Source organism: Enterococcus sp. AZ071 (genome assembly GCF_050499065.1).
Classification (GTDB): Bacteria; Bacillota; Bacilli; order Lactobacillales; family Enterococcaceae; genus Enterococcus_A; species Enterococcus_A ferrettii.
The window spans coordinates 2,249,535-2,275,057 of sequence record NZ_JBIPAS010000001.1; the positions used below are offsets into that span (position 1 = coordinate 2,249,535).

The 25,523-nt window shown below is 42.9% G+C and carries 15 protein-coding genes, 25 tRNA genes, 3 rRNA genes, 1 riboswitch and 1 other annotated feature; of the genes, 5 read left to right on the plus strand and 38 right to left on the minus strand.

Features of this window, described 5'->3' with window-relative positions; translation table 11 throughout:
* Positions 1–23: 23 nt before the first annotated feature.
* Entirely contained in the window at positions 24–1,523 is a 1,500-nt protein-coding gene (locus tag IGI49_RS11095) for a UDP-N-acetylmuramoyl-L-alanyl-D-glutamate--L-lysine ligase (RefSeq protein ID WP_429964546.1), read from the plus strand.
* Between the two features lie 126 nt (positions 1,524–1,649).
* Here IGI49_RS11095 and IGI49_RS11100 read toward each other — a convergent pair whose 3' ends face one another.
* Genes IGI49_RS11100 through IGI49_RS11110 form a run of 3 tightly spaced genes read right to left on the minus strand, consistent with a single transcriptional unit; the run spans position 1,650 to position 4,151 of the window.
* Positions 1,650–2,588, minus strand: a complete 939-nt coding sequence (locus IGI49_RS11100; RefSeq protein WP_429964547.1) for a metal ABC transporter substrate-binding lipoprotein — start codon at positions 2,586–2,588, stop codon at positions 1,650–1,652.
* Positions 2,585–3,427 carry a metal ABC transporter permease subunit gene (locus IGI49_RS11105; protein WP_429964548.1) on the minus strand — a complete coding sequence of 281 codons (843 nt, stop codon included), beginning with the start codon at positions 3,425–3,427 and terminating at the stop codon, positions 2,585–2,587. The genes IGI49_RS11100 and IGI49_RS11105 overlap by 4 nt, the downstream gene beginning before the upstream one ends.
* Positions 3,417–4,151 (minus strand): metal ABC transporter ATP-binding protein, encoded by a 735-nt coding sequence (locus IGI49_RS11110; RefSeq protein WP_207703058.1) that lies wholly within the window; start codon positions 4,149–4,151, stop codon positions 3,417–3,419. Before IGI49_RS11110 ends, IGI49_RS11105 begins: the two co-directional genes overlap by 11 nt.
* 221 nt (positions 4,152–4,372) lie before the next feature.
* Here IGI49_RS11110 and IGI49_RS11115 point away from each other — a divergent pair, with 221 nt between their 5' ends.
* Complete coding sequence (locus IGI49_RS11115; protein WP_429964549.1) at positions 4,373–5,473, plus strand: glycerol dehydrogenase; 1,101 nt, start codon at positions 4,373–4,375, stop codon at positions 5,471–5,473.
* Between the two features lie 42 nt (positions 5,474–5,515).
* Here the strand turns inward: IGI49_RS11115 and leuS are convergent, their stop codons facing one another.
* Positions 5,516–8,029 carry a leucine--tRNA ligase gene (gene leuS, locus IGI49_RS11120; protein WP_429964550.1) on the minus strand — a complete coding sequence of 838 codons (2,514 nt, stop codon included), beginning with the start codon at positions 8,027–8,029 and terminating at the stop codon, positions 5,516–5,518.
* Positions 8,030–8,079: 50 nt separating this feature from the next.
* Positions 8,080–8,273, minus strand: a binding site (T-box leader).
* Positions 8,274–8,406: 133 nt separating this feature from the next.
* Between leuS and IGI49_RS11125 the strand changes: the two genes are divergently transcribed.
* The 3 genes from IGI49_RS11125 to IGI49_RS11135 are packed head-to-tail and all read left to right on the plus strand — an operon-like array spanning position 8,407 to position 10,593.
* Entirely contained in the window at positions 8,407–9,063 is a 657-nt protein-coding gene (locus IGI49_RS11125) for a phosphatase PAP2 family protein (protein ID WP_429964551.1), read from the plus strand.
* The gene (locus IGI49_RS11130; RefSeq protein ID WP_429964993.1) at positions 9,063–10,043 is read left to right on the plus strand and encodes a TIGR01212 family radical SAM protein; all 981 of its coding nucleotides are present in this window, start codon (positions 9,063–9,065) and stop codon (positions 10,041–10,043) included. The genes IGI49_RS11125 and IGI49_RS11130 overlap by 1 nt, the downstream gene beginning before the upstream one ends.
* Positions 10,018–10,593: a class I SAM-dependent methyltransferase gene (locus IGI49_RS11135; RefSeq protein ID WP_429964552.1), complete on the plus strand. Its 576-nt coding sequence runs from the start codon at positions 10,018–10,020 to the stop codon at positions 10,591–10,593. Before IGI49_RS11130 ends, IGI49_RS11135 begins: the two co-directional genes overlap by 26 nt.
* Here the strand turns inward: IGI49_RS11135 and IGI49_RS11140 are convergent.
* The 34 genes from IGI49_RS11140 to hslO form a co-directional block, all read right to left on the minus strand.
* Complete coding sequence (locus tag IGI49_RS11140; protein ID WP_429964553.1) at positions 10,590–11,375, minus strand: alpha/beta hydrolase; 786 nt, start codon at positions 11,373–11,375, stop codon at positions 10,590–10,592. The two genes, IGI49_RS11135 and IGI49_RS11140, sit on opposite strands and share 4 nt — an antisense overlap.
* Before the next feature lie 55 nt (positions 11,376–11,430).
* Positions 11,431–12,903 carry an MDR family MFS transporter gene (locus tag IGI49_RS11145; RefSeq protein ID WP_429964554.1) on the minus strand — a complete coding sequence of 491 codons (1,473 nt, stop codon included), beginning with the start codon at positions 12,901–12,903 and terminating at the stop codon, positions 11,431–11,433.
* A gap of 102 nt (positions 12,904–13,005) precedes the next feature.
* On the minus strand, positions 13,006–14,196 hold the full coding sequence (gene metK / locus IGI49_RS11150; protein WP_429964555.1) for a methionine adenosyltransferase: 1,191 nt from the start codon (positions 14,194–14,196) through the stop codon (positions 13,006–13,008).
* Positions 14,194–14,276, minus strand: a riboswitch (SMK box riboswitch). It overlaps the preceding gene by 3 nt.
* 128 nt (positions 14,277–14,404) lie before the next feature.
* Positions 14,405–14,476, minus strand: a tRNA-Glu gene (locus tag IGI49_RS11155).
* An 11-nt stretch (positions 14,477–14,487) separates the two neighbouring features.
* Positions 14,488–14,575: transfer RNA gene (locus IGI49_RS11160), tRNA-Ser, on the minus strand.
* 24 nt (positions 14,576–14,599) lie between these two features.
* Positions 14,600–14,673: transfer RNA gene (locus IGI49_RS11165), tRNA-Ile, on the minus strand.
* A gap of 14 nt (positions 14,674–14,687) precedes the next feature.
* Positions 14,688–14,758 (minus strand) — tRNA-Gly (locus IGI49_RS11170).
* Between the two features lies 1 nt (position 14,759).
* A tRNA-Asp gene (locus IGI49_RS11175) sits at positions 14,760–14,835 on the minus strand.
* 17 nt (positions 14,836–14,852) lie between these two features.
* Positions 14,853–14,926: transfer RNA gene (locus IGI49_RS11180), tRNA-Met, on the minus strand.
* Between the two features lie 15 nt (positions 14,927–14,941).
* Positions 14,942–15,031, minus strand: a tRNA-Ser gene (locus IGI49_RS11185).
* 11 nt (positions 15,032–15,042) lie between these two features.
* Positions 15,043–15,114, minus strand: a tRNA-Glu gene (locus tag IGI49_RS11190).
* 20 nt (positions 15,115–15,134) lie between these two features.
* Positions 15,135–15,208, minus strand: a tRNA-Ile gene (locus IGI49_RS11195).
* A gap of 14 nt (positions 15,209–15,222) precedes the next feature.
* Positions 15,223–15,293: transfer RNA gene (locus IGI49_RS11200), tRNA-Gly, on the minus strand.
* Positions 15,294–15,300: 7 nt separating this feature from the next.
* Positions 15,301–15,373, minus strand: a tRNA-Phe gene (locus IGI49_RS11205).
* Between the two features lie 3 nt (positions 15,374–15,376).
* Positions 15,377–15,449 (minus strand) — tRNA-Asp (locus IGI49_RS11210).
* A 17-nt stretch (positions 15,450–15,466) separates the two neighbouring features.
* Positions 15,467–15,540 (minus strand) — tRNA-Met (locus tag IGI49_RS11215).
* A 15-nt stretch (positions 15,541–15,555) separates the two neighbouring features.
* A tRNA-Ser gene (locus IGI49_RS11220) sits at positions 15,556–15,645 on the minus strand.
* A gap of 15 nt (positions 15,646–15,660) precedes the next feature.
* Positions 15,661–15,734, minus strand: a tRNA-Ile gene (locus IGI49_RS11225).
* Between the two features lie 13 nt (positions 15,735–15,747).
* Positions 15,748–15,821, minus strand: a tRNA-Met gene (locus tag IGI49_RS11230).
* Positions 15,822–15,846: 25 nt separating this feature from the next.
* Positions 15,847–15,919 (minus strand) — tRNA-Ala (locus IGI49_RS11235).
* A 9-nt stretch (positions 15,920–15,928) separates the two neighbouring features.
* Positions 15,929–16,002: transfer RNA gene (locus IGI49_RS11240), tRNA-Pro, on the minus strand.
* A 3-nt stretch (positions 16,003–16,005) separates the two neighbouring features.
* Positions 16,006–16,079 (minus strand) — tRNA-Arg (locus IGI49_RS11245).
* Positions 16,080–16,094: 15 nt separating this feature from the next.
* Positions 16,095–16,180, minus strand: a tRNA-Leu gene (locus IGI49_RS11250).
* Between the two features lie 24 nt (positions 16,181–16,204).
* A tRNA-Gly gene (locus IGI49_RS11255) sits at positions 16,205–16,276 on the minus strand.
* A gap of 6 nt (positions 16,277–16,282) precedes the next feature.
* Positions 16,283–16,355 (minus strand) — tRNA-Thr (locus IGI49_RS11260).
* Between the two features lie 10 nt (positions 16,356–16,365).
* A tRNA-Leu gene (locus IGI49_RS11265) sits at positions 16,366–16,447 on the minus strand.
* Between the two features lie 9 nt (positions 16,448–16,456).
* Positions 16,457–16,529, minus strand: a tRNA-Lys gene (locus IGI49_RS11270).
* Positions 16,530–16,532: 3 nt separating this feature from the next.
* Positions 16,533–16,605 (minus strand) — tRNA-Val (locus IGI49_RS11275).
* 7 nt (positions 16,606–16,612) lie between these two features.
* Positions 16,613–16,728: ribosomal RNA gene (gene rrf / locus IGI49_RS11280) — 5S ribosomal RNA — on the minus strand.
* 65 nt (positions 16,729–16,793) lie between these two features.
* Positions 16,794–19,705, minus strand: a 23S ribosomal RNA gene (locus IGI49_RS11285).
* Positions 19,706–19,957: 252 nt separating this feature from the next.
* Positions 19,958–21,516: ribosomal RNA gene (locus tag IGI49_RS11290) — 16S ribosomal RNA — on the minus strand.
* Together the 16S, 23S and 5S rRNA genes with 25 tRNA genes alongside form the textbook arrangement of a ribosomal RNA operon.
* Before the next feature lie 519 nt (positions 21,517–22,035).
* Positions 22,036–23,499 (minus strand): lysine--tRNA ligase, encoded by a 1,464-nt coding sequence (gene lysS, locus IGI49_RS11295; RefSeq protein ID WP_429964994.1) that lies wholly within the window; start codon positions 23,497–23,499, stop codon positions 22,036–22,038.
* A 120-nt stretch (positions 23,500–23,619) separates the two neighbouring features.
* A complete protein-coding gene (dusB, locus tag IGI49_RS11300; protein ID WP_429964556.1) occupies positions 23,620–24,627 on the minus strand; it encodes a tRNA dihydrouridine synthase DusB in 1,008 nt (335 codons plus the stop codon).
* Between the two features lies 1 nt (position 24,628).
* Positions 24,629–25,516, minus strand: a complete 888-nt coding sequence (gene hslO, locus IGI49_RS11305; RefSeq protein WP_429964557.1) for an Hsp33 family molecular chaperone HslO — start codon at positions 25,514–25,516, stop codon at positions 24,629–24,631.
* Positions 25,517–25,523: the final 7 nt, after the last annotated feature.

The following is a 25,523-nucleotide window of genomic DNA, read 5'->3' on the forward strand; positions in this document are numbered from 1 at the left end:
CAAAATGTAACGGAGGTTGCTGCATGACTTTAACATTGACGCAGATCCAAACAATTTTAGAAAAAGAAAACCTATTACGAGAGTTTATTACACCAGCTAAATGGTGCTTGACGGCTCCCTTTGAAAAAAACTTTCAGCAATTGTCCTACGATTCCCGTCAAGTGGATGAGAACACTTTATTCTTCTGTAAAGGAAATAATTTCAAGCAGGATTACTTGGAGCAAGCATTAGAACAAGGATTGTCCGTTTATATTGCTGAACAAGCTTACGAGGTAGATGCGGAGTTAGCTATCATCGTTCATGACATTCGAAAAGCCTTGGCTGTTTTAAGTATGGCCTTTTATGATCATCCCCAGGAAAAACTGAAAATCATTGGTATTACTGGAACCAAAGGCAAAACAACCACAGCCTATTTCGCCAAAAAAATTCTGGACCGTTCGAATGGGCAAAAAACAGCTTTATTCTCTACATTAAGTACTACCTTAGATGGCATTACTTTCTTCAAGTCACAATTGACAACGCCAGAATCTTTAGAGCTGTACAAGATGATGCATCAAGCAGTGGGAAATGGTATGACTCATCTTGTAATGGAGGTTTCTTCACAAGCTTACAAAGTGGCTCGAGTCTATGGGTTGACGTTTGATGTAGGTATTTTCTTAAATATTTCACCAGATCATATCGGACCGATAGAGCATCCTACCTTTGAGGATTATTTCTACTGCAAACGTCAGCTGATTGCTAATTCAAAAAAAGTTGTTTTGCAAAACGAGACAGACCATAGTGATTTGCTGCTGGAAATGGCTCAACAACGAAATATCCCTGTTATTACCTATGGCGATATGGGAGCTGATTACCATGTTGAACCATTGGAGCATCCCTTATCTTTCGTTTTGCAAGCTGAAGCAGATGATTTAGGTCTTAATGGTGAATACACTATACGTTTAGCGGGAGATTTTAACAAAGAAAATGCTTCGGCCGCTTTAATTGCCAGCCGATTGGTAGGTGCAGATCTTGCCAATGCTAAAAAAGGACTAGCAGAAGCACTAGTTCCTGGTCGGATGAATCTTTTAATTAAAGAAAATGGCGCCCACATTTATGTAGATTATGCTCACAATTATTTGAGCATGAAGACGATCCTATCCTTTGCCAAGGATAACCATCCTAAAGGTAAAATTACCGTCGTCACTGGTTCTACCGGTAACAAAGCCGAATCCCGCCGTGAAGGACTGGGACAAGCGATTGGTGAATTTGCCGATGCAGCCATTCTTACTATGGACGATTCTAACTTTGAAGATCCGAAAAAAATTGCCGATGAAATCCAAGAGGCGATTCAAAACGAGCAAGTTTCTGTTTCTTATATTGAAGATCGTAAACGAGCAATTTTACAAGCTATAGAAGCTGCTGGCCCTAATGATGCCGTTATCTTAGCTGGTAAAGGAACTGACAACTATATGACCTTAAACGGAAAAGACGAGTTTTACGAAGGCGATTATGTCATTGTAGAGAATTACTTAAACAAATAACCTGACACCAGAAGAGGACCTAAAATGTGCCCATTTTAGGTCCTCTTTTTCAACTGGTATTACGCTGTCAGTGCCTTCAAACAAGAAAAAAATACTCCATCTTACAAGACAGAGTACTTTCCTTTTTTATTGGGATAAACCTTCCGAGATCTTATCCAGATTCCATTTCATCATGGCGTAATAGCTGTCGCCATCTTCACCCTTTTCAGCAACGGAGTCAGTGAAAATCTTGGCATAAATTGGGATATTCGTATCCTTGGAAACAGTCTTCATTGGTTTCTCATTTACACTGCTTTCAACAAATAAAGACGGAACATTGCTAGCACGTAAATTTTGAACGAGTTCCTTAATTTGATCAGGGGTTCCCTCTTCTTCTGTATTGATCTCCCAAATATATGCACTTGGAATATTGTAAGCCTTGGAGAAGTATTTGAAACAGCCTTCACTAGTAACGATCATTTTCTTGTCTTCAGGAATTGCGGCGAATTTTTCCTTAGCCTCTTGATCCAATGTGCTTAATTTATCTACATATTTGTTAAGATTCGCTTGATAGAATTCTTGATTGTCAGGATCCTTGGCTGAAAGCTGCTTCTCAATATTCTTGGCGTAGATAATGCCATTTTCCAGATTTAGCCAGGCATGTGGGTCTTCTTTTCCTTTTTCGCTTTGTCCTTCTAAATAAATGACTTCAACACCATCACTAACTGCGAAGTAGTCCTGATCCTTTTTCTTATTGGCATTGTCCACCAGTTTGGTAAACCAGGCATTCCCACCGGTTTCCAGATTAATGCCATTGTAGAAAATGACATCGGCTTTACTGGTCTTTTGCACATCCTCTGGCAAAGGCTCATATTCATGAGGATCCTTCCCCACCGGCACAATACTATGCAAATCAATTCGATCCTGTCCAATTGTTTTAGCCATATCAGCTAAGATCGAATTGGTTACGACCACTTTCAATTTTCCATTATCCTCTTCTTTAGTGGAAGCAGATTCGGAGGAACATGCGGCAAATATCACTAGGCCTAGAATGGCGAATAGACTACTCTTTAAAATTTTTTTCATTCACTTGCTACCTTCTTTCGTAAAAAATTTTGTTTTGGTGACACAAAGAAACTGATGATAAAGAAGCTGGTTGCTGTTAAGACGATGCAGGATCCGACAGCAATATTGAATGTATAACCGATAAACAGCCCCAGCAAAGAAGACAGAGCCCCCAGACAAGCAGAAATCAGCATCATGGTCTTCAAGCTATTTGAATACAAATAAGCGGTTGCTGCTGGTGTAATCAGCATAGCTACGATCAAAATAGTTCCAACACTTTGCATTGCTGTTACTGCTACCAAAGTCAGCAGGATCATCAGTAAATAATGGTAAAAATTTACCTTCATTCCTAATGCTTTGGCCATTAGTGGGTCAAAGGAAGTAATTAGCAGCTCCTTAAAGAATAAAATAATTACGGTCAACACAATGACTGCTACACCAATCGTGATCCATTTATCAATGTCTTGTACCGCTAAAATATTCCCAAATAGGATATGGAATAAGTCTGTCGAACTGTTGGCAACTCCGATTAAGATTACTCCTAATGCTAAAAATGAACTGAAGGTAATCCCAATTGCTGTATCTCCCTTCACTACACTATTGCTTTTGATGAAAGTGATGATAACTGAAGCTAAAATTCCAAAAGTAATGGCCCCTATAAAGAAATTAATTCCTAATATGTAGGAAATCGCCACTCCCGGCAGAACCGCATGAGAAATAGCATCCCCCATTAAAGACATCCCTCGTAAGATAATAAAGCAGCCTACCACCCCGGAAACAACGCCAATAACTAAAGCGGTGATTAAGGCATTTTGCAGAAAATGAAACTCCTGCAATCCTTCAATAAAATTAGCTAGCATGGCGAACTTCCTCTCCGATAAAAATCGTATCGCCATATGCTCGAATCAAATTGGCTTTACGAAACGTTTCCTTTGTTTTTCCCACTGCAATCAATTCCTTATTCAGCAAAATGACCTGATCAAAGTAAGTTTCAACTTTACCCAAATCATGGTGGACAATCAGAATTGTTTTGCCTTGTTTCTTTAGCTGTTGCAATGTTTGCATGATAATGCCTTCGCTGACGGAGTCAATCCCTACAAAGGGCTCATCAAGAAAAATATAATCCGCCTGTTGAACTAAGCAACGTGCAACTAGCACCCGTTGAAATTGTCCCCCTGACAACTCGCTGATTTGGCGATCCGCATATTTTTCCATACCTACCTCTGTTAAAGCTGCTTGAACATCTTGCCACTGTTTAGCACCAAGTCGCTTAAATAAACCTACTGCTGGAAAAGTTCCTAAAGAAACGCACTCCTTAACTGTAATAGGAAAAGTAAAATCAAGCGCGCTTTTTTGTTCCACATAAGCGATAGAACTTAGTCGTTTCGTTGCAGCTTCTCCATCTATCACGGCATTCCCACTATGAGGAACTATATTTAAAATGGCCTTCAGTAACGTTGACTTCCCAGCACCATTGGGTCCGATAACCCCAGTAATGGTTGGTCCCTCCAGCGAAAGATTAATATCCTCCAGAGCTGTTCCTTGATTGTTGTAGCTGACGTTAATATTTTCACAGATAATCATTTTTACCCACCTCGAATGAATTGATAATAATTCTCATTTTCTATAGTTTTAGGTTAGCCTAATTTCGCAGATAAGTCAACTCTAATATTTAATTCAAGCACAACTTATATTTTCTAGAAAATTTCAATGGCGGATTTCAAATTGGGGTGAAAGCATTTTTTTGGATGTCTGTTAATTTCTATGACAAACTAAATGTATTCATTTAAATGGAGGGAAGAACGATGGAAAAAATTTTTGCAAGTCCGTCCCGCTATGTCCAAGGCAAAGGGATGCTGAAAAATGGTATGAAGTACATCAAAGCCTTGGGATCGAATGTATTAATTATTACTGATAAAGATGTCTGGGAAATTGTTGGTGAAGAGTTATTTGAAACAATGAAAAACGAAGACATGAAACCAATCAAAGAAATTTTTGGCGGTGAAGCTTCAGAAGACGAAATTGAACGAATTGGAAAAAAAGCTGAAGAAGAAGATATTGCTGTCATCGTCGCATTAGGCGGTGGGAAGGCTATTGATACTGGCAAGGCAGTGGCTGATAATTTCAATTTGCCAATCGCAGTACTGCCAACCGTTGCTTCAACCGATGCGCCTACCTCATCACTTTCAGTCATTTATTCTGATGAAGGGAAATTTGAAGGCTATCGTTTTTATGAAAAAAATCCGGATTTAGTTTTGATTGATACCGAAGTTGTCGCTAATGCTCCAGCCGAATTATTGGCAGCTGGTATTGCGGATGCTTTAGCTACCTTAGTCGAGGCTCGTGCAGTTGCCCAAAGCCATAGTGAAACGATGGCTGGCGGTGCTCAAACTGCAGCAGCGATGGCAATTGCTGAAAAATGCGAGGAAATCATTTTTGAAAATGCGTTCAAAGCGATGGAAGCAAACCGGGCCAACGTTGTTACTGATGCCTTTGAACAAATTGTAGAAGCCAATACATTATTAAGCGGATTAGGTTTTGAAAGTGCTGGTTTAGCCGCAGCCCATGCCATCCATAACGGCTTTACTGTTTTAGATGGCAAAATTCACGAGTTGTCTCATGGCGAAAAAGTGGCTTATGGAACCTTGACTCAATTGATGCTAGAAAATGCCCCACAGGAAGAATTAGATAAATATATTGATTTATATCAGACACTCGATTTGCCAACAACCTTGGAGGACATGTATTTGGCTGATGCTCCTTACGAGGATTTGATTAAGATTGGCGAACAGGCCACAATTGAAGAGGAAACAATTCACACTATGCCGATGAAAGTCTCGGCTGATGATGTGGCCGCAGCTCTAAAGGCTGTGGATGCCTATGTAACGATGTATCATCCTAAATAAAAAATGAAGCTGTCTCGCATTGAGACAGCTTCATTTTTTTGTTTAATTAGCCACAATGTTGACTAATTTATTTGGTACCACGATCACTTTACGAACAGATTTGCCTTCAATATTGCGCAAAATGTTTTCGTCAGCCATAGCTAGTTTTTCTAGTTCTTCTTTCTCCAGATCAACCGCTACGGTCAGCTTACTGCGGACTTTACCGTTCACCTGAAGGATTACTTCAATTTCATTTTCCACCAAAGCTTCTTCATCATGAATTGGCCAAGGAACATAAGAAATTCCTTCTTCATGTCCTAGAATTTGCCATAGTTCTTCACTAATGTGCGGTGCAATTGGTGCCAACAACTGAACAAAACCTTCTACGTATTCGTAGGTTAAGGCATCTACTTTATAAGCTTCGTTAACAAAGACCATCAATTGAGAAATAGCCGTATTGAAATGCAGATTCTCGATATCTTCCGTCACTTTTTTAACGGTTTGATTGTAGACTTTCGTCAATTTTCCGTCATTAATCTTAGTAATGTGATCTCGCATCTTCCCTTGATCGTCAACAATCAAGCGCCATACTCGATCCAAGAATTTGCGGCTGCCTTCTAATCCATTTTCGCTCCATGGAATGGCCGCATCTAATGGTCCCATGAACATTTCATAGGTACGCAACGTATCGGCACCATATTTTTGAATGACATCATCTGGGTTGACGACGTTTTTCAATGATTTACTCATTTTCGCTGGAGCTTCTTCCAGCTCTTCACCAGTTTCCACGTTGAACCAGCCACCGTCACCTTTTTCAACCAGATTGGTCGGAACTAATGCCCCACGTTCATCACGGAAACTTTGTCCCAAAATCATTCCTTGATTGTACAGTTTTTGGAATGGTTCTTCTGTTGGAACCACACCGATATCGTACAAGAATTTGTGCCAGAAACGAGCATATAACAAATGCAATACTGCGTGCTCAGCCCCGCCAATATAAAGATCAACTGGCATCCAACGTTCCAGCTTTTCAAAATCCGCTAAGGTTTCTTTGTTATGAGGGTCAATAAAACGCAAGAAATACCAAGAGCTGCCCGCCCATTGCGGCATCGTATTGGTTTCTCGGCGACCCTTCATTCCTGTCTCAGGATCAACAACATTGACCCATTCCTCGATATTAGCCAGCGGCGATTCACCAGTTCCGCTTGGTTGAATATTCTCCGTTTTAGGCAGGATCAATGGCAGCTCATAATCAGGAACTAATCCTGTAGTGCCATCCTCCCAATGAATTACAGGAATTGGTTCACCCCAGTAGCGCTGACGGGAGAACAACCAATCCCGCAAACGATAGCTGACCTCTTTTTTACCGCAGTTATGTTCTTCCAGCCAAGCAACCATTTTGTCAATTGCTTCCTGTTTATCCAACCCATTAAGGAAATCAGAATTGATATGTTCCCCATCGCCAGTGTAGGCTTCTTGTTCAATGTCACCACCTGCTAAAACAGGAACAATCTCTAAGCCAAATGTTCTAGCAAATTCATAGTCACGTTCATCATGAGCAGGAACCGCCATGATCGCACCAGTACCATAAGAAGCTAATACATAGTCTGCAATCCAAATCGGAATTTCCTTGCCATTAACTGGATTGATAGCATAAGCTCCGGTAAAGACACCTGTTTTTTCTTTAGCCAAATCCGTTCGATTCAGCTCCGATTTTTTCGCTGCTTCGACTTTATAAGCTTCTACTGCTTCTTGATGCTCAGGTGTTGTAATTTTTCCAACTAAATCCAACTCTGGTGCTAACACTGCATAAGTAGCTCCAAATAAAGTATCAGGACGAGTTGTGAAAACGGTGAATTCTTCTTCTGAATTCGCAACTTTAAAGGTCACATTGGCGCCAATTGAGCGTCCAATCCAATTGCGCTGCATTTCTTTAATGTTTTCTGGCCAGTCAACCAATTCTAAATCATCTAATAGACGATCAGCATAAGCCGTGATCTTAAGCATCCATTGACGCATTGGCTTACGAACAACATCGTATCCGCCACGTTCACTTTTACCATCAATTACTTCTTCATTAGAAATAACTGTTCCCAATTCAGGTACCCAGTTCACGGGAACTTCCGCCTCATAAGCCAAGCCCTTTTCATACATTTGCTCAAAAATCCATTGTGTCCATTTATAATATTCTGGATCAGTCGTATTAAGTTCGCGGTTCCAGTCATAACTAAAGCCTAATGAGTTAATCTGACGCTTGAAAGTTTCAATATTTTTCTTAGTAAATTCAGCCGGATCATTGCCGGTATCTAATGCATATTGTTCTGCTGGCAAACCAAAGGCATCCCACCCCATTGGATGAAGCACATTAAAGCCTTGTGCTCGTTTCATGCGTGAAATAATATCCGTTGCCGTATAGCCTTCAGGATGGCCTACATGCAAGCCTTGTCCTGATGGATAGGGAAACATGTCTAATGCATAGAAATTGGGACTCTCTGGATCATCATGGGTATTAAAGACATTGTGCTTAGCCCAGTATTTCTGCCATTTCTTTTCAATCTCTTTATGATTGTAACTCACTGCTCTTCCTCCTAATTTGTATTAAAAAAAGTCCTATAGAAGCCAATCTTCTATAGGACGTTGAAAACGTGGTACCACCTATGTTTATCTGGCTTACGCCAAACCTCAAAGAGATAACGGTCACTTTACCGGATCCTATTGATCATGCTCAAAGGTAAGTTCAAAGGCCTTGCATGTACACTCACAGCAACCGCGTACTCTCTGAAATGCCAAAACTTCTACTACTCCTTGTCAACGCATCAGTATTCAAGTAGTTTCATCTTAGCAGATTCCCTTGATAAATTCAATTTAATTCCTTTTTAAGAATCAGAAAAATCGCTAAAGCCTCTTTAGGCTCATGGTATAATAAATGGCGTTTAGTATAGAAAGGAATTATCATGAAAAATAAACCTTATTATCATTTAGCTGGCAGCTTCACGTTGCTGCTGTTTGCTGCACTTTGCTACATTGTGCGTTTTTATCCAACAACCTTGAAGGGCTTTGATGAGACTATTATCCAAGGTGTTCACAGTCTGGCACCTGCCATGGATACATTTTTTCTATGGGTAACAAAATTTGCCAACCCTTTGACTATTGTTATCTTGGCCGCTGTATTTTTAGGATTATTCTGGTTTAGCCAAGAAAGGATCACAGCAATTTGGTTAGGTGCTAACTTAGTAATTATCAGTGGTGTCGTTAATCAGCTGTTAAAGTTATTCTTTCAACGTGCACGCCCGACCATTCTACCTCATATGGTCACTGAACATAGCTACAGCTTTCCAAGTGGTCATTCAGTAACTAGTATGATTTTGTACGGAACACTAATTTTTACAACAGGACTATTTATCAAAAATAAATTTTGGCAGTATGCTCTGCAAATTTTATTGGGTTTATTGATCCTTGGTATCGGAGTAAGTCGGATTTATTTGGGTGTTCATTTCCCAACCGACGTATTAGGTGGTTTTTTACTAGGAATTAGCTGGCTGCTGTTCACCTATCCTTATTACCGCCAACAAAAATTAGTTTACGATTTAAAAACCATTGGGAGGAAATAATTGTGTTTACCTATACGGATGATCCCACCAAACGTTATCACTCTTGGAATTATGCCCTGCGTCAAGAATTCGGTGGAAAAATTTTTAAGGTTCCAGTAGATGGCGGATTTGATTGCCCAAACCGTGATGGTACTGCTGCTCATGGTGGTTGCACCTTTTGCAGTGTCTCTGGATCTGGTGACATGATTGTTGCTCCCAGTGACCCTTTGCCACTACAGTTTCAAAAAGAAATTGATATGATGCATTTGAAATGGCCAAGCGTCAATCAATACATTGTCTATTTTCAAAATTTTACTAATACACATGCCCCTGTCGAAGTCATTCGCGAACGTTTTGAGCAGGTCGTTAATTTACCTGGTGTCGTGGGTCTTTCAGTAGGGACCCGTCCTGATTGTTTGCCAAACGAGGTAGTGGAATATTTAGCTGAGTTGAACCAACGAATGTATTTATGGGTCGAACTGGGCCTGCAAACAACTTTTGAGGAAACTAGCAATGCAATCAATCGTGCCCATGATTATTCTACTTATACCGATGCAGTTGCTCGATTACGCAAGCATAACATCAATGTATGCACTCACTTAATTAATGGATTGCCGGGAGAGTCGCTGGAAATGATGCGAGAAAATGTAAAGCGGACCATTTTAGATTCCGATATTCAAGGAATTAAACTTCACCTGTTGCATCTGATGCGTAACACTCGTATGTTGCGCGATTATGCTGAAGGCAAGCTGCAACTGATGACTCGAGAAGATTACGTTTCTGTTATCTGTGATCAGTTGGAAATGATACCTGAGGAGATTATCATCCATCGCTTAACAGGGGATGCACCCTGGGATTCCTTAGTGGGACCTATGTGGAGTCTCAAAAAATGGGAAGTTCTAAATGCTATCGATCAAGAAATGCTTTGGCGAAATTCTTATCAAGGAAAGTTCAATGCTAGACAGGAGAATAGCCATGCTGCAAACAGCCTTACGCTATAGTCATACCCTACTCAAAGAAATTATTAAACCTGGTGATCACGTCATTGATGCCACCATGGGAAACGGCAATGATACACTTTTTTTGGCTGAATTAGTAGGAAACGATGGACAGGTTTATGCTTTTGATATTCAAGAGCAAGCCTTAACTAAAACCGAAGAAAAGTTAGGTGCATTGATTACCCGTTCTTCGCTTTTCTTAGCTGGACACGAAACCATTGAAACCACAATCGCTGAAAGTCAGCCAATTCAAGCAGCCATTTTCAATCTCGGTTATTTACCTAGCAGTGACAAGAAAATTATCACTTTACCTGATACAACTAAGCAAGCGATGAAAGCCATTTTGAAACGTCTATCTTCTGGTGGTCGAATGATTTTAGTCATTTACTACGGCCATGATGGAGGGAATCAGGAAAAGAATGCCGTACTCGATTATTGCACAAACTTGCCGCAAGAAAACTATAGCGTTCTTACCTATCAATTCATCAATCAAAAAAATAATCCCCCTATTTTGGTTTGTGTAGAAAAAAAAAGGCAGCTAGGAAATTCCTAGTTGCCTTTTAGCATCCATTCTAATACTCGTTGAATCCAATGATCCCAAAATATCCAATTATGTTCTCCTGGACCATCTTCAAAGGTAACAGCCCAATCCTTTTCCGCTAACTTTGCCGCCATAAACTGACTAGCAGGATATAAGAAATCCTCTGTACCACAAGCTAAAAAGAAGTGAGGTGCTTCATCTTTGCTTGCTGCCAACTCTTCAACCATAGTCATTGGATCATTAGCTGAACCCTTGATTTGATCTAACGGACCAAAAATTCCTTCCCAGTAAGCAGCTTTGCGGGTTGTTAATAGAGCATCAACGTTATTCAAAATCAATGCTCCAGATAAAGAAGCCACTGCTGCGAACATTTCTGGTTTACGCAGACCTAACTTTAATGCACCATAGCCACCCATAGATAAACCAGCAGCATAAGTCTTTTCCCGTTTATAAGTGATCTGAGGAAACAGCTCATGTACGATCTTTGGCAACTCCTCAGATAAAAAAGTCCAATAATTCATATCATAAGTTGTATCCGTATAAAAACCTAAATCAGTCGATGGCATAACCACCGCCAATTGATAAATAGATGCATAACGTTCAATGGAGGTTCGGCGTTCCCAAACACTATGATTGCCGCCCATCCCATGAAGCAAGTACAAAACCGGTACATCTTCAGTTACTCCCTGCGTTACGGTTCCGATTTTTTTATGGGTAGTTTGCGGCAACAGTACATTCATTGATACTTCCATTTCCAATACGTTGGAATAAACATTTACTTGCAAGAAAGCCATTCCTTTTCCTCCTTGTTCAGCTCGCTCTTTCATCGAACAGGGCTAAAATCCTTTTTTATAGTGTATCACTTTCTCGCTTTTTGCCAACCGATAATGTAAAAACAAACGCTAAAATGATCAAAATCAACCCTGCCAGATAAACGAGATGCAAACCATTAAACAAAACTCCTCTTAATTTCTCACGCAGCATGGGTTCAATTTGCATTGCCGTATGAGGATTAATCAACTTATTCATAATATCAGGATCACCGATCACACCAACGGTCGGTAGTCTGTGAGCGATTTGAATATTCATAATAATTCCAAAAATTGAAACCATGACTGTTTGTCCAATCGTTCGCGACAAGGTATTGAATGAAGTAGCCACTCCAACCTCATTTTGCGGAACGCTATTTTGTGCCTCAACGGTTGTTGTAGTTAACGACAAACCATAACCCAAGCCCAACACACCCGAAATAATGAAGAATAACCAAAACGGACTATGAATCGGTAAAATCAGCAAGGTTGCTGCCCCTAGCATGATGACCATCAAACCGATAGCCAATACTCGTTTTGCAGCCATACGAACCAACAAGCGACCAGATAAAAAGGAACCCACCATCCAAATGATTGATAACGGGGCCATGACCAATCCACCAATTGCAGCAGATTTACCCAAAACACCTTGCATCCACATCGGAATGTAGACATCCAAACCCATCAAAAACCCACTAATTAAGAAAGCTACACCATTCACTAGCATAAAAGCCGTATTCCTAAACAAACTCAAATCAATCACGGGGTCCTCTGCACGTTTCTCTGCAAAAACGAACGTCCCTCCAAAAACTAGTGTTAGTAAAAACAGAATTATTACCTGTGAACTTATGCCCTTATCACCTAAAAACTGAAACCCAAGCAATAAGCTTACCAACGTCAACATCAACGAAATACTGCCGAAAAAGTCCATTTCTTTGGTGCTCTTTTCCCTTTTCTCTTCCACTAAAAAGTATTGCATCAAGAAAATCAGACCAATCCCTATTGGCACATTAATAAAGAAAATCCAATGCCAGCCAATTGTATCAACAATAAATCCTCCCGCTAAAGGTCCCAGTACACTAGAAATTCCCCATGCAGCATTATTTAAACCCAAAATTTTTGTTCGCTGCTCAAACTCATACATATCCGCAATGATGGTTAAGGCTACTGGCATAATCGCTCCAGCACCAATTCCCTGAATTGCTCGGGAAATAATTAAGGTCATCATGCTATTCGAAAATCCGCATAAAGCCGATCCTAAAACAAAAATAATAATCCCTGCAATAAAAATAGGCTTACGACCTATTTTATCCGCAAGCTTACCATAAATCGGTGTCATCATCGCATTGGTTAATAAATAAATTGAAAATACCCAGTTCATAATCTCCATGCCATGAAGCAAACCGACAATCGTTGGCATTGCAGTAGTAACAATCGTTCCTTCAATTGCAGTCATAAAAGTAGCTATAAAAATTCCAGTAGTTACTAATTTTTTATTCGTTTTTCTTTCCATTTTCCCCTCCTATTAACAGAAAAAAGACGGTCCTACTGATCAAGATGATCAACAGAAACCGCCTCTTTACTCCATAGATTTATTTTCTACGTCTGTACGATTTTATTTTATGTTTAAGCTTTTCTTTAATGCATCAACTTTATCTGTTTGCTCCCAAGGAAGCTCTATATCTGTTCGGCCAAAATGCCCGTAAGCAGCTGTTTGACTATAGATCGGACGCTGCAAATCTAACATTTCAATAATGCCCGCAGGACGCAAATCAAAGTTCTCACGAATCGCTTCAATCAGTTTCTCTTCAGAAACTGAAGCTGTGTCAAAAGTATTGACTGAAATAGAAACAGGTTGCGCGACACCAATCGCATAAGCCAATTGAACTTCTACTTTTTCAGCTAAACCAGCTGCAACTATATTTTTCGCGATATAACGTGCTGCGTAAGAAGCTGAACGATCAACCTTTGTTGCATCTTTACCAGAAAATGCACCACCACCATGACGAGAATAACCGCCATACGTATCAACAATGATTTTACGGCCAGTTAATCCAGCATCTCCTTGAGGCCCGCCGATTACAAAGCGACCTGTTGGATTAATGAAGTAACGTGTTTTTTTATCCAGTAAACTGGCAGGAATGACATGATTGATTACTTTTTCCATGACATCCTTTTGAATGGTAGCATTATCAACCTCTTCAGTATGTTGAGTGCTAATAACAACTGTATCCACACGTAATGGTTTTCCTTCTTCATCGTACTCAACCGTTACTTGCGATTTAGCATCTGGACCTAAATAAGCCACTTCTTCAGACTTACGCAAATCAGCCAATCGTTTCACCAAATGATGACTCAATGAAATAGGTAAAGGCATCAATTCAGGTGTTTCATCAACTGCAAAACCAAACATTAACCCTTGATCTCCAGCACCGATTTCATCTAAATTCTGATCTTTTCCACGTATCTCCAACGCTTCATCAACACCTTGAGCAATGTCTGGAGACTGCTCATCAATTGCTACCAAGACTGCTACCGTGTCTCCGTCAAAACCATATTTAGATTGGGTATATCCAATTCGCTTGATTGTTTCACGAACAACCTTTTGAATATCAACATAGGCAGTAGTTGATATTTCACCAAATACTAAAACCAATCCAGTAGTAACAGACGTCTCGCAAGCTACACGAGCTTTTGGATCCTTTGTTAAAATTGCATCTAGAATTGCGTCACTAATTTGATCAGCAACCTTATCCGGATGTCCTTCTGAAACAGATTCAGAAGTAAATAAACGACGTTCTTTCATTTTTCTATTCCCCCTAATTATTATTCGGTTACAAGGCACCTCTATCAATTACTAGAGCCTATCGGGAACTTGCAACGACCTGATTATAACAGAAAAACGACAAGTTACACCACTTTTTTGATAATTCTCCAAAAAGATTCAAAAATTGGGAACAAAAACGCAATTCAAATTCCAAAAGCACAAAAAAAAGATGCTTTTCAGCATCTTATGACCCGTACGGGAATCGAACCCGTGTTACCGCCGTGAAAGGGCGGTGTCTTAACCGCTTGACCAACGGGCCACTATAAAGAACGGAGAAGGAGGGATTTGAACCCTCGCGCCGGTTTCCCGACCTACACCCTTAGCAGGGGCGCCTCTTCAGCCACTTGAGTACTTCCCCAAAAACCAAAATGATGATTTTTAATGGGCCTAAATGGACTCGAACCATCGACCTCACGCTTATCAGGCGTGCGCTCTAACCAGCTGAGCTATAGGCCCTTAATAAAAACTAAAGCGGGTGACGAGAATCGAACTCGCGACAACAGCTTGGAAGGCTGTGGTTTTACCACTAAACTACACCCGCATGGCGGTCCCGACGGGATTTGAACCCGCGATCTCCTGCGTGACAGGCAGGCATGTTAACCCCTACACCACGGAACCAGTTTTTAGTTTTTAAATTGCGGGGGCAGGATTTGAACCTACGACCTTCGGGTTATGAGCCCGACGAGCTACCAGACTGCTCCACCCCGCGATAATATTATTAAAAAGGAGGATAAGGGATTCGAACCCTTGCACGGTTTTACCCGCCTGACGGTTTTCAAGACCGTTCCCTTCAGCCGGACTTGGGTAATCCTCCAATTGATAAAATGACCCGTACGGGAATCGAACCCGTGTTACCGCCGTGAAAGGGCGGTGTCTTAACCGCTTGACCAACGGGCCAGAATGATTATAAAAGGGAATGGGCCTAAATGGACTCGAACCATCGACCTCACGCTTATCAGGCGTGCGCTCTAACCAGCTGAGCTATAGGCCCTTAATAAAAACTAAAGCGGGTGACGAGAATCGAACTCGCGACAACAGCTTGGAAGGCTGTGGTTTTACCACTAAACTACACCCGCAATCAAATGGCGCGGGACAGAATCGAACTGCCGACACATGGAGCTTCAATCCATTGCTCTACCAACTGAGCTACCGAGCCAAACGGTCCCGACGGGATTTGAACCCGCGATCTCCTGCGTGACAGGCAGGCATGTTAACCCCTACACCACGGAACCAGTTTTTAGTTTTTAAATTGCGGGGGCAGGATTTGAACCTACGACCTTCGGGTTATGAGCCCGACGAGCTACCAGACTGCTCCACCCCGCGGTAATATTATTAAAAAGGAGGATAAGGGATTCGAACCCTTGCACGGTTTTACCCGCCTGACGGTTTTCAAGACCGTTCCCTTCAGCCGGACTTGGGTAATCCTCCATGAGAAAGCCGCAATGGACCTTGTAGGACTCGAACCTACGACCGGACGGTTATGAGCCGTCTGCTCTAACCAACTGAGCTAAAGGTCCAGGCTCGATAAAATCGCGGCGGAGGGGATCGAACCCCCGACCTCCCGGGTATGAACCGGACGCTCTAGCCAGCTGAGCTACACCGCGAAAATGACTAATATAAAAATTGAAATGGAGCCTAGCGGGATCGAACCGCTGACCTCCTGCGTGCAAAGCAGGCGCTCTCCCAGCTGAGCTAAGGCCCCATCAATTAATCGGGAAGACAGGATTCGAACCTGCGACCCCTTGGTCCCAAACCAAGTGCTCTACCAAGCTGAGCTACTTCCCGTAACGCGCCCAAGAGGAGTCGAACCCCTAACCTTTTGATCCGTAGTCAAACACTCTATCCAGTTGAGCTATGGGCGCAAAATTCTATTTAAATGCCGAGGACCGGAATCGAACCGGTACGGTAATCACTTACCGCAGGATTTTAAGTCCTGTGCGTCTGCCAGTTCCGCCACCCCGGCGTCTTTTCCCCTGGTCTTTAGGAAAGCGGAAAACGGGGTTCGAACCCGCGACCCCCACCTTGGCAAGGTGGTGCTCTACCACTGAGCTATTTCCGCATTTGATGCCGGCTAAAGGACTTGAACCCTCGACCCTCTGATTACAAATCAGATGCTCTACCAACTGAGCTAAGCCGGCTTTCTCTAAGTGCGGGTGAAGGGACTTGAACCCCCACGCCCGAAGGCGCCAGATCCTAAATCTGGTGCGTCTGCCAATTCCGCCACACCCGCATACACTTATGAGCCGTACAGGGCTCGAACCTGTGACCCTCTGATTAAAAGTCAGATGCTCTACCAACTGAGCTAACGGCTCATATGGGGGTTAACGGGTTCGAACCGCTGACCCTCTGCTTGTAAGGCAGATGCTCTCCCAGCTGAGCTAAACCCCCATGGGTTGCGTGGCGGCGTCCTACTCTCACAAAGGGAAACCCTTCACTACAATCGGCGCTAAGAAGCTTAACTTCTGTGTTCGGCATGGGAACAGGTGTATCCTTCTTGCCATCGCCACCACACTATTTACTTGAGTAAACTTCGCTCACTCAAAACTGGATCAGAAAATAAACTCTCCCGAGTTTTTTTGGTTAAGTCCTCGATCGATTAGTATCAGTCCGCTCCATACATCACTGCACTTCCACTTCTGACCTATCTACCTGATCTTCTCTCAGGGATCTTACTTTCTTAAAGAAATGGGAAATCTCATCTTGAGGTGGGCTTCACACTTAGATGCTTTCAGCGTTTATCCCTTCCCTACATAGCTACCCAGCGATGCCTCTGGCGAGACAACTGGTACACCAGCGGTAAGTCCATCCCGGTCCTCTCGTACTAAGGACAGATCCTCTCAAATTTCCAACGCCCGCGACGGATAGGGACCGAACTGTCTCACGACGTTCTGAACCCAGCTCGCGTGCCGCTTTAATGGGCGAACAGCCCAACCCTTGGGACCGACTACAGCCCCAGGATGCGACGAGCCGACATCGAGGTGCCAAACCTCCCCGTCGATGTGGACTCTTGGGGGAGATAAGCCTGTTATCCCCAGGGTAGCTTTTATCCGTTGAGCGATGGCCCTTCCATGCGGAACCACCGGATCACTAAGCCCGACTTTCGTCCCTGCTCGAGTTGTAGCTCTCGCAGTCAAGCTCCCTTGTGCCTTTACACTCTGCGAATGATTTCCAACCATTCTGAGGGAACCTTTGGGCGCCTCCGTTACTCTTTAGGAGGCGACCGCCCCAGTCAAACTGCCCATCTGACACTGTCTCCCAGCCCGTTTAGGGCTGTGGGTTAGAGTGGCCATAACACAGGGGTAGTATCCCACCATTGCCTCAGCCGAAACTGGCGTCCCGGCATCTAAGGCTCCTACCTATCCTGTACATGTGGTACAGACACTCAATATCAAACTGCAGTAAAGCTCCATGGGGTCTTTCCGTCCTGTCGCGGGTAACCTGCATCTTCACAGGTACTAAAATTTCACCGAGTCTCTCGTTGAGACAGTGCCCAAATCGTTACGCCTTTCGTGCGGGTCGGAACTTACCCGACAAGGAATTTCGCTACCTTAGGACCGTTATAGTTACGGCCGCCGTTTACTGGGGCTTCAATTCGTACCTTCGCTTACGCTAAGCACTCCTCTTAACCTTCCAGCACCGGGCAGGCGTCAGCCCCTATACGTCATCTTTCGATTTTGCAGAGACCTGTGTTTTTGATAAACAGTCGCTTGGGCCTATTCACTGCGGCTGATCGTTAGATCAGCACCCCTTCTCCCGAAGTTACGGGGTCATTTTGCCGAGTTCCTTAACGAGAGTTCGCTCGCTCACCTTAGGATGCTCTCCTCGACTACCTGTGTCGGTTTACGGTACGGGCCGTTGTTTTCTCACTAGAAGCTTTTCTTGGCAGTGTGACATCAGGAACTTCGGTACTGTTATTTCCCTCCCCGTCACAACTTGTCCTTAAAGAAGTAAGCATTTGACTCACCTCAAGACTCATTGCTTGGACAGACATTTCCGATCGTCTGATTCCTTAGCCTACTGCGTCCCTCCATTGCTCAAACAAAAACAACGGGTACAGGAATATCAACCTGTTATCCATCGCCTACGCCTTTCGGCCTCGGCTTAGGTCCCGACTAACCCTGGGCGGACGAGCCTTCCCCAGGAAACCTTAGTCATACGGTGGACAGGATTCTCACCTGTCTTTCGCTACTCATACCGGCATTCTCACTTCTAAGCGCTCCAGCAGTCCTCACGATCTGCCTTCAACGCCCTTAGAACGCTCTCCTACCATCGTACCATTGGTACGATCCACAGCTTCGGTAGTATGTTTAGCCCCGGTACATTTTCGGCGCAGGGTCACTCGACTAGTGAGCTATTACGCACTCTTTAAATGGTGGCTGCTTCTAAGCCAACATCCTAGTTGTCTGTGCAACCCCACATCCTTTTCCACTTAACATACATTTTGGGACCTTAGCTGGTGGTCTGGGCTGTTTCCCTTTCGACTATGGATCTTATCACTCACAGTCTGACTCCCAGAGATGAATGAATGGCATTCGGAGTTTATCTGAATTCGGTAACCCGAGATGGGCCCCTAGTCCAAACAGTGCTCTACCTCCATCATTCTCACTCTGAGGCTAGCCCTAAAGCTATTTCGGAGAGAACCAGCTATCTCCAAGTTCGTTTGGAATTTCTCCGCTACCCACACCTCATCCCCGCACTTTTCAACGTACGTGGGTTCGGTCCTCCAGTGCGTTTTACCGCACCTTCAACCTGGACATGGGTAGATCACATGGTTTCGGGTCTACGACCACTTACTCATTCGCCCATTTCAGACTCGCTTTCGCTGCGGCTCCGTCTTTTCGACTTAACCTCGCAAGTAATCGTAACTCGCCGGTTCATTCTACAAAAGGCACGCCATCACCCATTAACGGGCTTTGACTTGTTGTAGGCACACGGTTTCAGGATCTATTTCACTCCCCTTCCGGGGTGCTTTTCACCTTTCCCTCACGGTACTGGTTCACTATCGGTCACTAGGGAGTATTTAGCCTTGGGAGATGGTCCTCCCGGATTCCGACGGAATTCCTCGTGTTCCGCCGTACTCAGGATCCTCCTAGGTGCTATCCAAATTTCATCTACGGGGCTTTTACCCTCTCTCGCAGACTTTTCCAAGTCCTTCGATTATTTGAATAAACTACCATATCGGAGTCCTACAACCCCAAGATGCAAGCATCTTGGTTTGGGCTTTTCCCGTTTCGCTCGCCGCTACTCAGGGAATCGAATTTTCTTTCTCTTCCTGCAGGTACTTAGATGTTTCAGTTCTCTGCGTCTACCTCTAATCAGCTATGTATTCACTGAAAAGTAACATCCTATCAAAGATGTTGGGTTTCCCCATTCGGAAATCTCCGGATCAAAGCTTACTTACAGCTCCCCGAAGCATATCGGTGTTAGTCCCGTCCTTCATCGGCTCCTAGTGCCAAGGCATCCACCGTGCGCCCTTATTCACTTAACCTTATCAACCTTACGGTTGGTTCTTGATCTTCTCTTCTAGCGATAGAAGTCCGATCAATAAAAAAGCAATTGAACGATTAAAAACTCATTCAACGCGGTGTTTTTTCTCGGTTTGTTTGTTTATTTTCTGTATCCAGTTTTCAATGAACGAAATGTTTTGAGAGTAAACCTCTCAAAACTGAACGAATAAAAACAAGCCTGTGTAGTCTTCCGTAACGCTAGGCTGCATTGCTGCATCCTAGCTTATCCTTAGAAAGGAGGTGATCCAGCCGCACCTTCCGATACGGCTACCTTGTTACGACTTCACCCCAATCATCTATCCCACCTTAGGCGGCTGGCTCCAAAAGGTTACCTCACCGACTTCGGGTGTTACAAACTCTCGTGGTGTGACGGGCGGTGTGTACAAGGCCCGGGAACGTATTCACCGCGGCGTGCTGATCCGCGATTACTAGCGATTCCGGCTTCATGTAGGCGAGTTGCAGCCTACAATCCGAACTGAGAGAAGCTTTAAGAGATTAGCTTAGCCTCGCGACTTCGCGACTCGTTGTACTTCCCATTGTAGCACGTGTGTAGCCCAGGTCATAAGGGGCATGATGATTTGACGTCATCCCCACCTTCCTCCGGTTTGTCACCGGCAGTCTCGCTAGAGTGCCCAACTAAATGATGGCAACTAACAATAAGGGTTGCGCTCGTTGCGGGACTTAACCCAACATCTCACGACACGAGCTGACGACAACCATGCACCACCTGTCACTTTGCCCCCGAAGGGGAAGCTCTATTTCTAGAGTGGTCAAAGGATGTCAAGACCTGGTAAGGTTCTTCGCGTTGCTTCGAATTAAACCACATGCTCCACCGCTTGTGCGGGCCCCCGTCAATTCCTTTGAGTTTCAACCTTGCGGTCGTACTCCCCAGGCGGAGTGCTTAATGCGTTAGCTGCAGCACTGAAGGGCGGAAACCCTCCAACACTTAGCACTCATCGTTTACGGCGTGGACTACCAGGGTATCTAATCCTGTTTGCTCCCCACGCTTTCGAGCCTCAGCGTCAGTTACAGACCAGAGAGCCGCCTTCGCCACTGGTGTTCCTCCATATATCTACGCATTTCACCGCTACACATGGAATTCCACTCTCCTCTTCTGCACTCAAGTTTCCCAGTTTCCAATGACCCTCCCCGGTTGAGCCGGGGGCTTTCACATCAGACTTAAGAAACCGCCTGCGCTCGCTTTACGCCCAATAAATCCGGACAACGCTTGCCACCTACGTATTACCGCGGCTGCTGGCACGTAGTTAGCCGTGGCTTTCTGGTTAGATACCGTCAAGGGGTGAACTTTTTACTCTCACCCTTGTTCTTCTCTAACAACAGAGTTTTACGATCCGAAAACCTTCTTCACTCACGCGGCGTTGCTCGGTCAGACTTTCGTCCATTGCCGAAGATTCCCTACTGCTGCCTCCCGTAGGAGTTTGGGCCGTGTCTCAGTCCCAATGTGGCCGATCACCCTCTCAGGTCGGCTATGCATCGTTGCCTTGGTGAGCCGTTACCTCACCAACTAGCTAATGCACCGCGGGTCCATCCTCGAGTGACGCAAAAGCGCCTTTCAAAAGAAAACCATGCGGTTTTCTTTGTTATGCGGTATTAGCACCTGTTTCCAAGTGTTATCCCCCGCTCGAGGGTAGGTTACCCACGTGTTACTCACCCGTTCGCCACTCCTTTTCTTCCGGTGGAGCAAGCTCCGGTGGAAGAAAAAGCGTTCGACTTGCATGTATTAGGCACGCCGCCAGCGTTCGTCCTGAGCCAGGATCAAACTCTCATAAAAAGTGTTTGAAACAGTCTTGCGACTGTTAAGCTCAATTTAAAAATTGATTCGCTAGCAATTGCTTGCTATGTTGTTTGCTTCTATAATAATAGAAGCGCCCTACACATTTGGTTTGTTTTATTCGTTCAGTTTTCAAAGGTCTACTTGATAAAATCAACTGTTTCTTGTTGCATCAGCAACTCTTAAATCTTATCAGGTTGCCAACTCAATGTCAACAACTTTCTAAACTTTTTTCGATGAAGTTTTTTAGATTTGTTTGAGTCATTCAGATGCGACTTTGATAGAATAACTGATTTACAGTCATCTGTCAACGACTTTTTTATTTTTTTTTTGAACGTATATTGTTCGTTTTGGAACAATACATAATATACCAACATAATTGGCTCTGGTCAACGAAAAACGCAACTTTTTTTAACTTTTTTTCATAAACGACCGTTACTACTATTTAACTTGATATTCGTTCGTAAATAACAAAAAAATAACTGATCTACTCGCTTACAAGTAAATCAGTTAAATTTTTTAGCGCATTGTAGGAAATAGTAAAACGTCACGAATTGATTGCACATCTGTTAAAAGCATAACTAGGCGATCAATTCCAATTCCCAAACCTCCAGTAGGTGGCATTCCATATTCTAAAGCTTCAAGAAAGTCTTCATCTACACCGTGAGCCTCGTCATTCCCCTGCTCTTTTTCTTTTTCTTGTGCTTCAAAACGTTTTCTTTGATCAATTGGATCATTTAACTCTGTAAAAGCATTAGCAAACTCGCGCCCCACAATAAACAATTCAAAACGATCAGTGAAACGTGGATCTTCGTCATTTTTCTTAGCCAGTGGTGAGACTTCTACCGGATGACCATACACAAAAGTCGGTTGTTCCAAAGTCTCTTCAACAAAGGTTTCAAAAAATTCATTGAGGATATGTCCAACTTCCATATTTTCATTGATTTCGACGTTATGCTCTTTCGCTGCAGCTCGTGCCTCATCAATTGACATCTCTTTCCAAAAATCTACACCTGTTCGCTCCTTAACCGCATCTACCATGTGAATCCGTTTGAACTCACTACCCAAATCAATTGATGCTCCGTCATAGGTAATTGTTGTTTCATTTAAAACATTTTTGGCTGCATCACGAATAATGCCTTCAGTCAGGTTCATAATATCTTGATAATCAGTGTAAGCAGTATATACTTCCATCATCGTAAACTCTGGATTGTGAGTAGTATCAATCCCCTCATTACGGAAAACACGCCCAATTTCATAAACTTTTTCCATACCGCCGACAATCAGTCTTTTCAGATGTAATTCTAAAGCGATACGCAAATAAAGATCTATATCTAATGCATTATGGTGTGTAATAAATGGACGCGCAGTAGCTCCACCAGCTTCATTGTGCAAAACTGGAGTTTCTACTTCAATATAACCTAGACCATCTAAATAGCGTCGAATTTGGCTAATAATTTGACTCCGTCTCATAAAACGATCAAAACTTTCACGGTTGCTAATCAAATCTAAATAGCGTTGGCGATACCGCTGTTCTACATTCGTCAATCCATGATATTTTTCAGGCATTGGACGTAAAGACTTTGTGAGTAATGTAATTTCTTTTGCTTTGATTGAGACCTCACCTGTGTTTGTCTTCATTACTTCACCGCTAACACCAAAAAAATCACCTAAATCTGCACGTTTAAATACTTCGTAATTTTCATCTCCAACTTCGTCTTTACGAACATAAATTTGAATCTGACCCTCACGATCTTGCAAATGTGCAAATCCTGCTTTTCCTTTACCCCGTTTGGTCATCATTCGACCTGCAACACTAGCAGTTAATGCCAACTCATGCAATTCTTCTTTTGTGTTGCTGTCATATTTTTCATGTAATTCTTGTGAATTTGCTGTACGCTCATAGCGTTTCCCAAATGGATCCATGCCTTCTTCGCGAATAGCCTCCATTTTTTCGCGGCGGACACGCATTTGATCATTCATTTCCGCTAAGCTGTTTTGTTCATCAGTCACGAATTTTCCTCCTTTAATGTAGGTACTCTTCCTTATAATGCCAATCTATCCATAAAAAATCAAGCCGAATAGAGAATTCGGCTTGAAAGATTAACTAATTTTTTGCTTTGCTTCTAGCGATTCCACTAATTGGTCTAAAATATTCACAATCACTTGTTTCTCTTCTGTTTGATTAATCGCCACTTTTACTTTAGCTGCACGTGAAATTCCTTTTAGATAGTAGCTCGCATGTTGACGGAACTCACGGCAGGCAATTTTCTCACCTTTCAAATCTGCTAAACGTGCTAAATGTAATTTCGCAGTATTAATTTTTTCCCTTGGTGTTGGTTCATCAATTAATTCACCAGTTTCTAGATAATGTTGCGTGCGATGAATCATCCATGGATTCCCTAGCGCAGCACGTCCGATCATTACGCCATCTGCACCCACCTCTTCAATCATGCGTTTTGCATCCTCAGGTGTTCGAACATCCCCATTCCCAATAAAGGGAATGGTCAATTGATTTGCAACATTTGTCAATATATCCCAATCAGCACGACCTTCATACATTTGAACCCTTGTACGACCATGCATCGCTATCGCTGAAGCCCCTGCACTTTGCGCAGCGAGGGCGTTCTCAGTAGCGAAAACATGTTTACTATCCCAACCGATGCGCATTTTGACAGTAACCGGAATATCAACAGCTGAAGAAACCGCGTGCACCATTTCATAGACTTTGTCCGGATCTAGCAACCATTTGGCTCCAGCTTCGGCTTTAATAACCTTATTAACAGGGCATCCCATATTGATATCAATTATATCTGCTTTCGTATTCTCTTGTACAAAAAGCGCCGCTTCAACCAATGATTCTTTACTTCCACCAAAGATTTGTATACTCAAGGGATGCTCTCTTTCATCGATGTACAGCATATCTAACGTTTTTTTATTGCGAAAATGAATACCTTGATCGCTGATCATTTCACAAACAACTAAACCAGCTCCAAACTCTTTAACAGTCACACGAAATGCAGCATTTGTAATACCAGCCATTGGCGCTACTACAATTCGATTGGGTATTTCTACGTTACCGATTTTCCAGGTTCCGTTTAACGGCTTCACTCTATTTTTCCCCCATTGCTTCTCGTTTTAATTCCATGAGATCTGCTTCACTGTATTCATATTTATTATTACAGAAAGCACAAACTGCTTCAGCACCATGATCTTCATCAACCATTGCTTGAATTTCATCAGGCCCTAAGCTAATTATCGCTGCTCCAAATTTTTCTTTTGAACAATCGCATTTAAACCGGACAGGCATCTTTTCCAGAAACTCTATATCATTAGTCCCCAAAAGTCCTTGCAGAATTTCTTCTGGCGTTTGACCTTGATCTAACAGAGAGGAAATTCGAGCAGTTTCTTTTAATTGTTCTTCAATTTGATCGATCACTTCATCATTAGCACCAGGCATAATCTGAATCATAAATCCACCAGCCGTTTTAATCGAATCATCTGTATCAACTAATACTGACACCCCAACAGCAGAAGGTGTTTGTTCAGAGACAGCTAAATAGTAGGTGAAATCTTCACCAATTTCTCCAGAAACAATTGGCGTCTGACCAGAGAAAGGTTCCTTTAAACCCAAATCCTTAATAACAGTAAACATCCCTTCGTTTCCTACCGCTCCACGAACATCAATCTTGCCAACTTCATTTAATGGCAAACTAAGATGCGGATTTTTAATATAACCTTTCACATCTCCCTTGCCATTACTGTCAACAATAATTCCACCAGCAGGTCCATTACCATTTATCTTTACCGTTAATTTGTCATCACCTTTTAAGGTAGCACCCAACATTAGTGCTCCAATCATTGTACGACCTAGCGCTGCTGACGCAGTATTCCAAGTATCATGACGGCGCTGCATCTCAGCAACTGTCTCCGTTGCATCTACTGCGTAAGCCCGCACAAAGCCTCCATAAGCTAACGCTTTTACTAAATAATCAGTCATTTCTTTT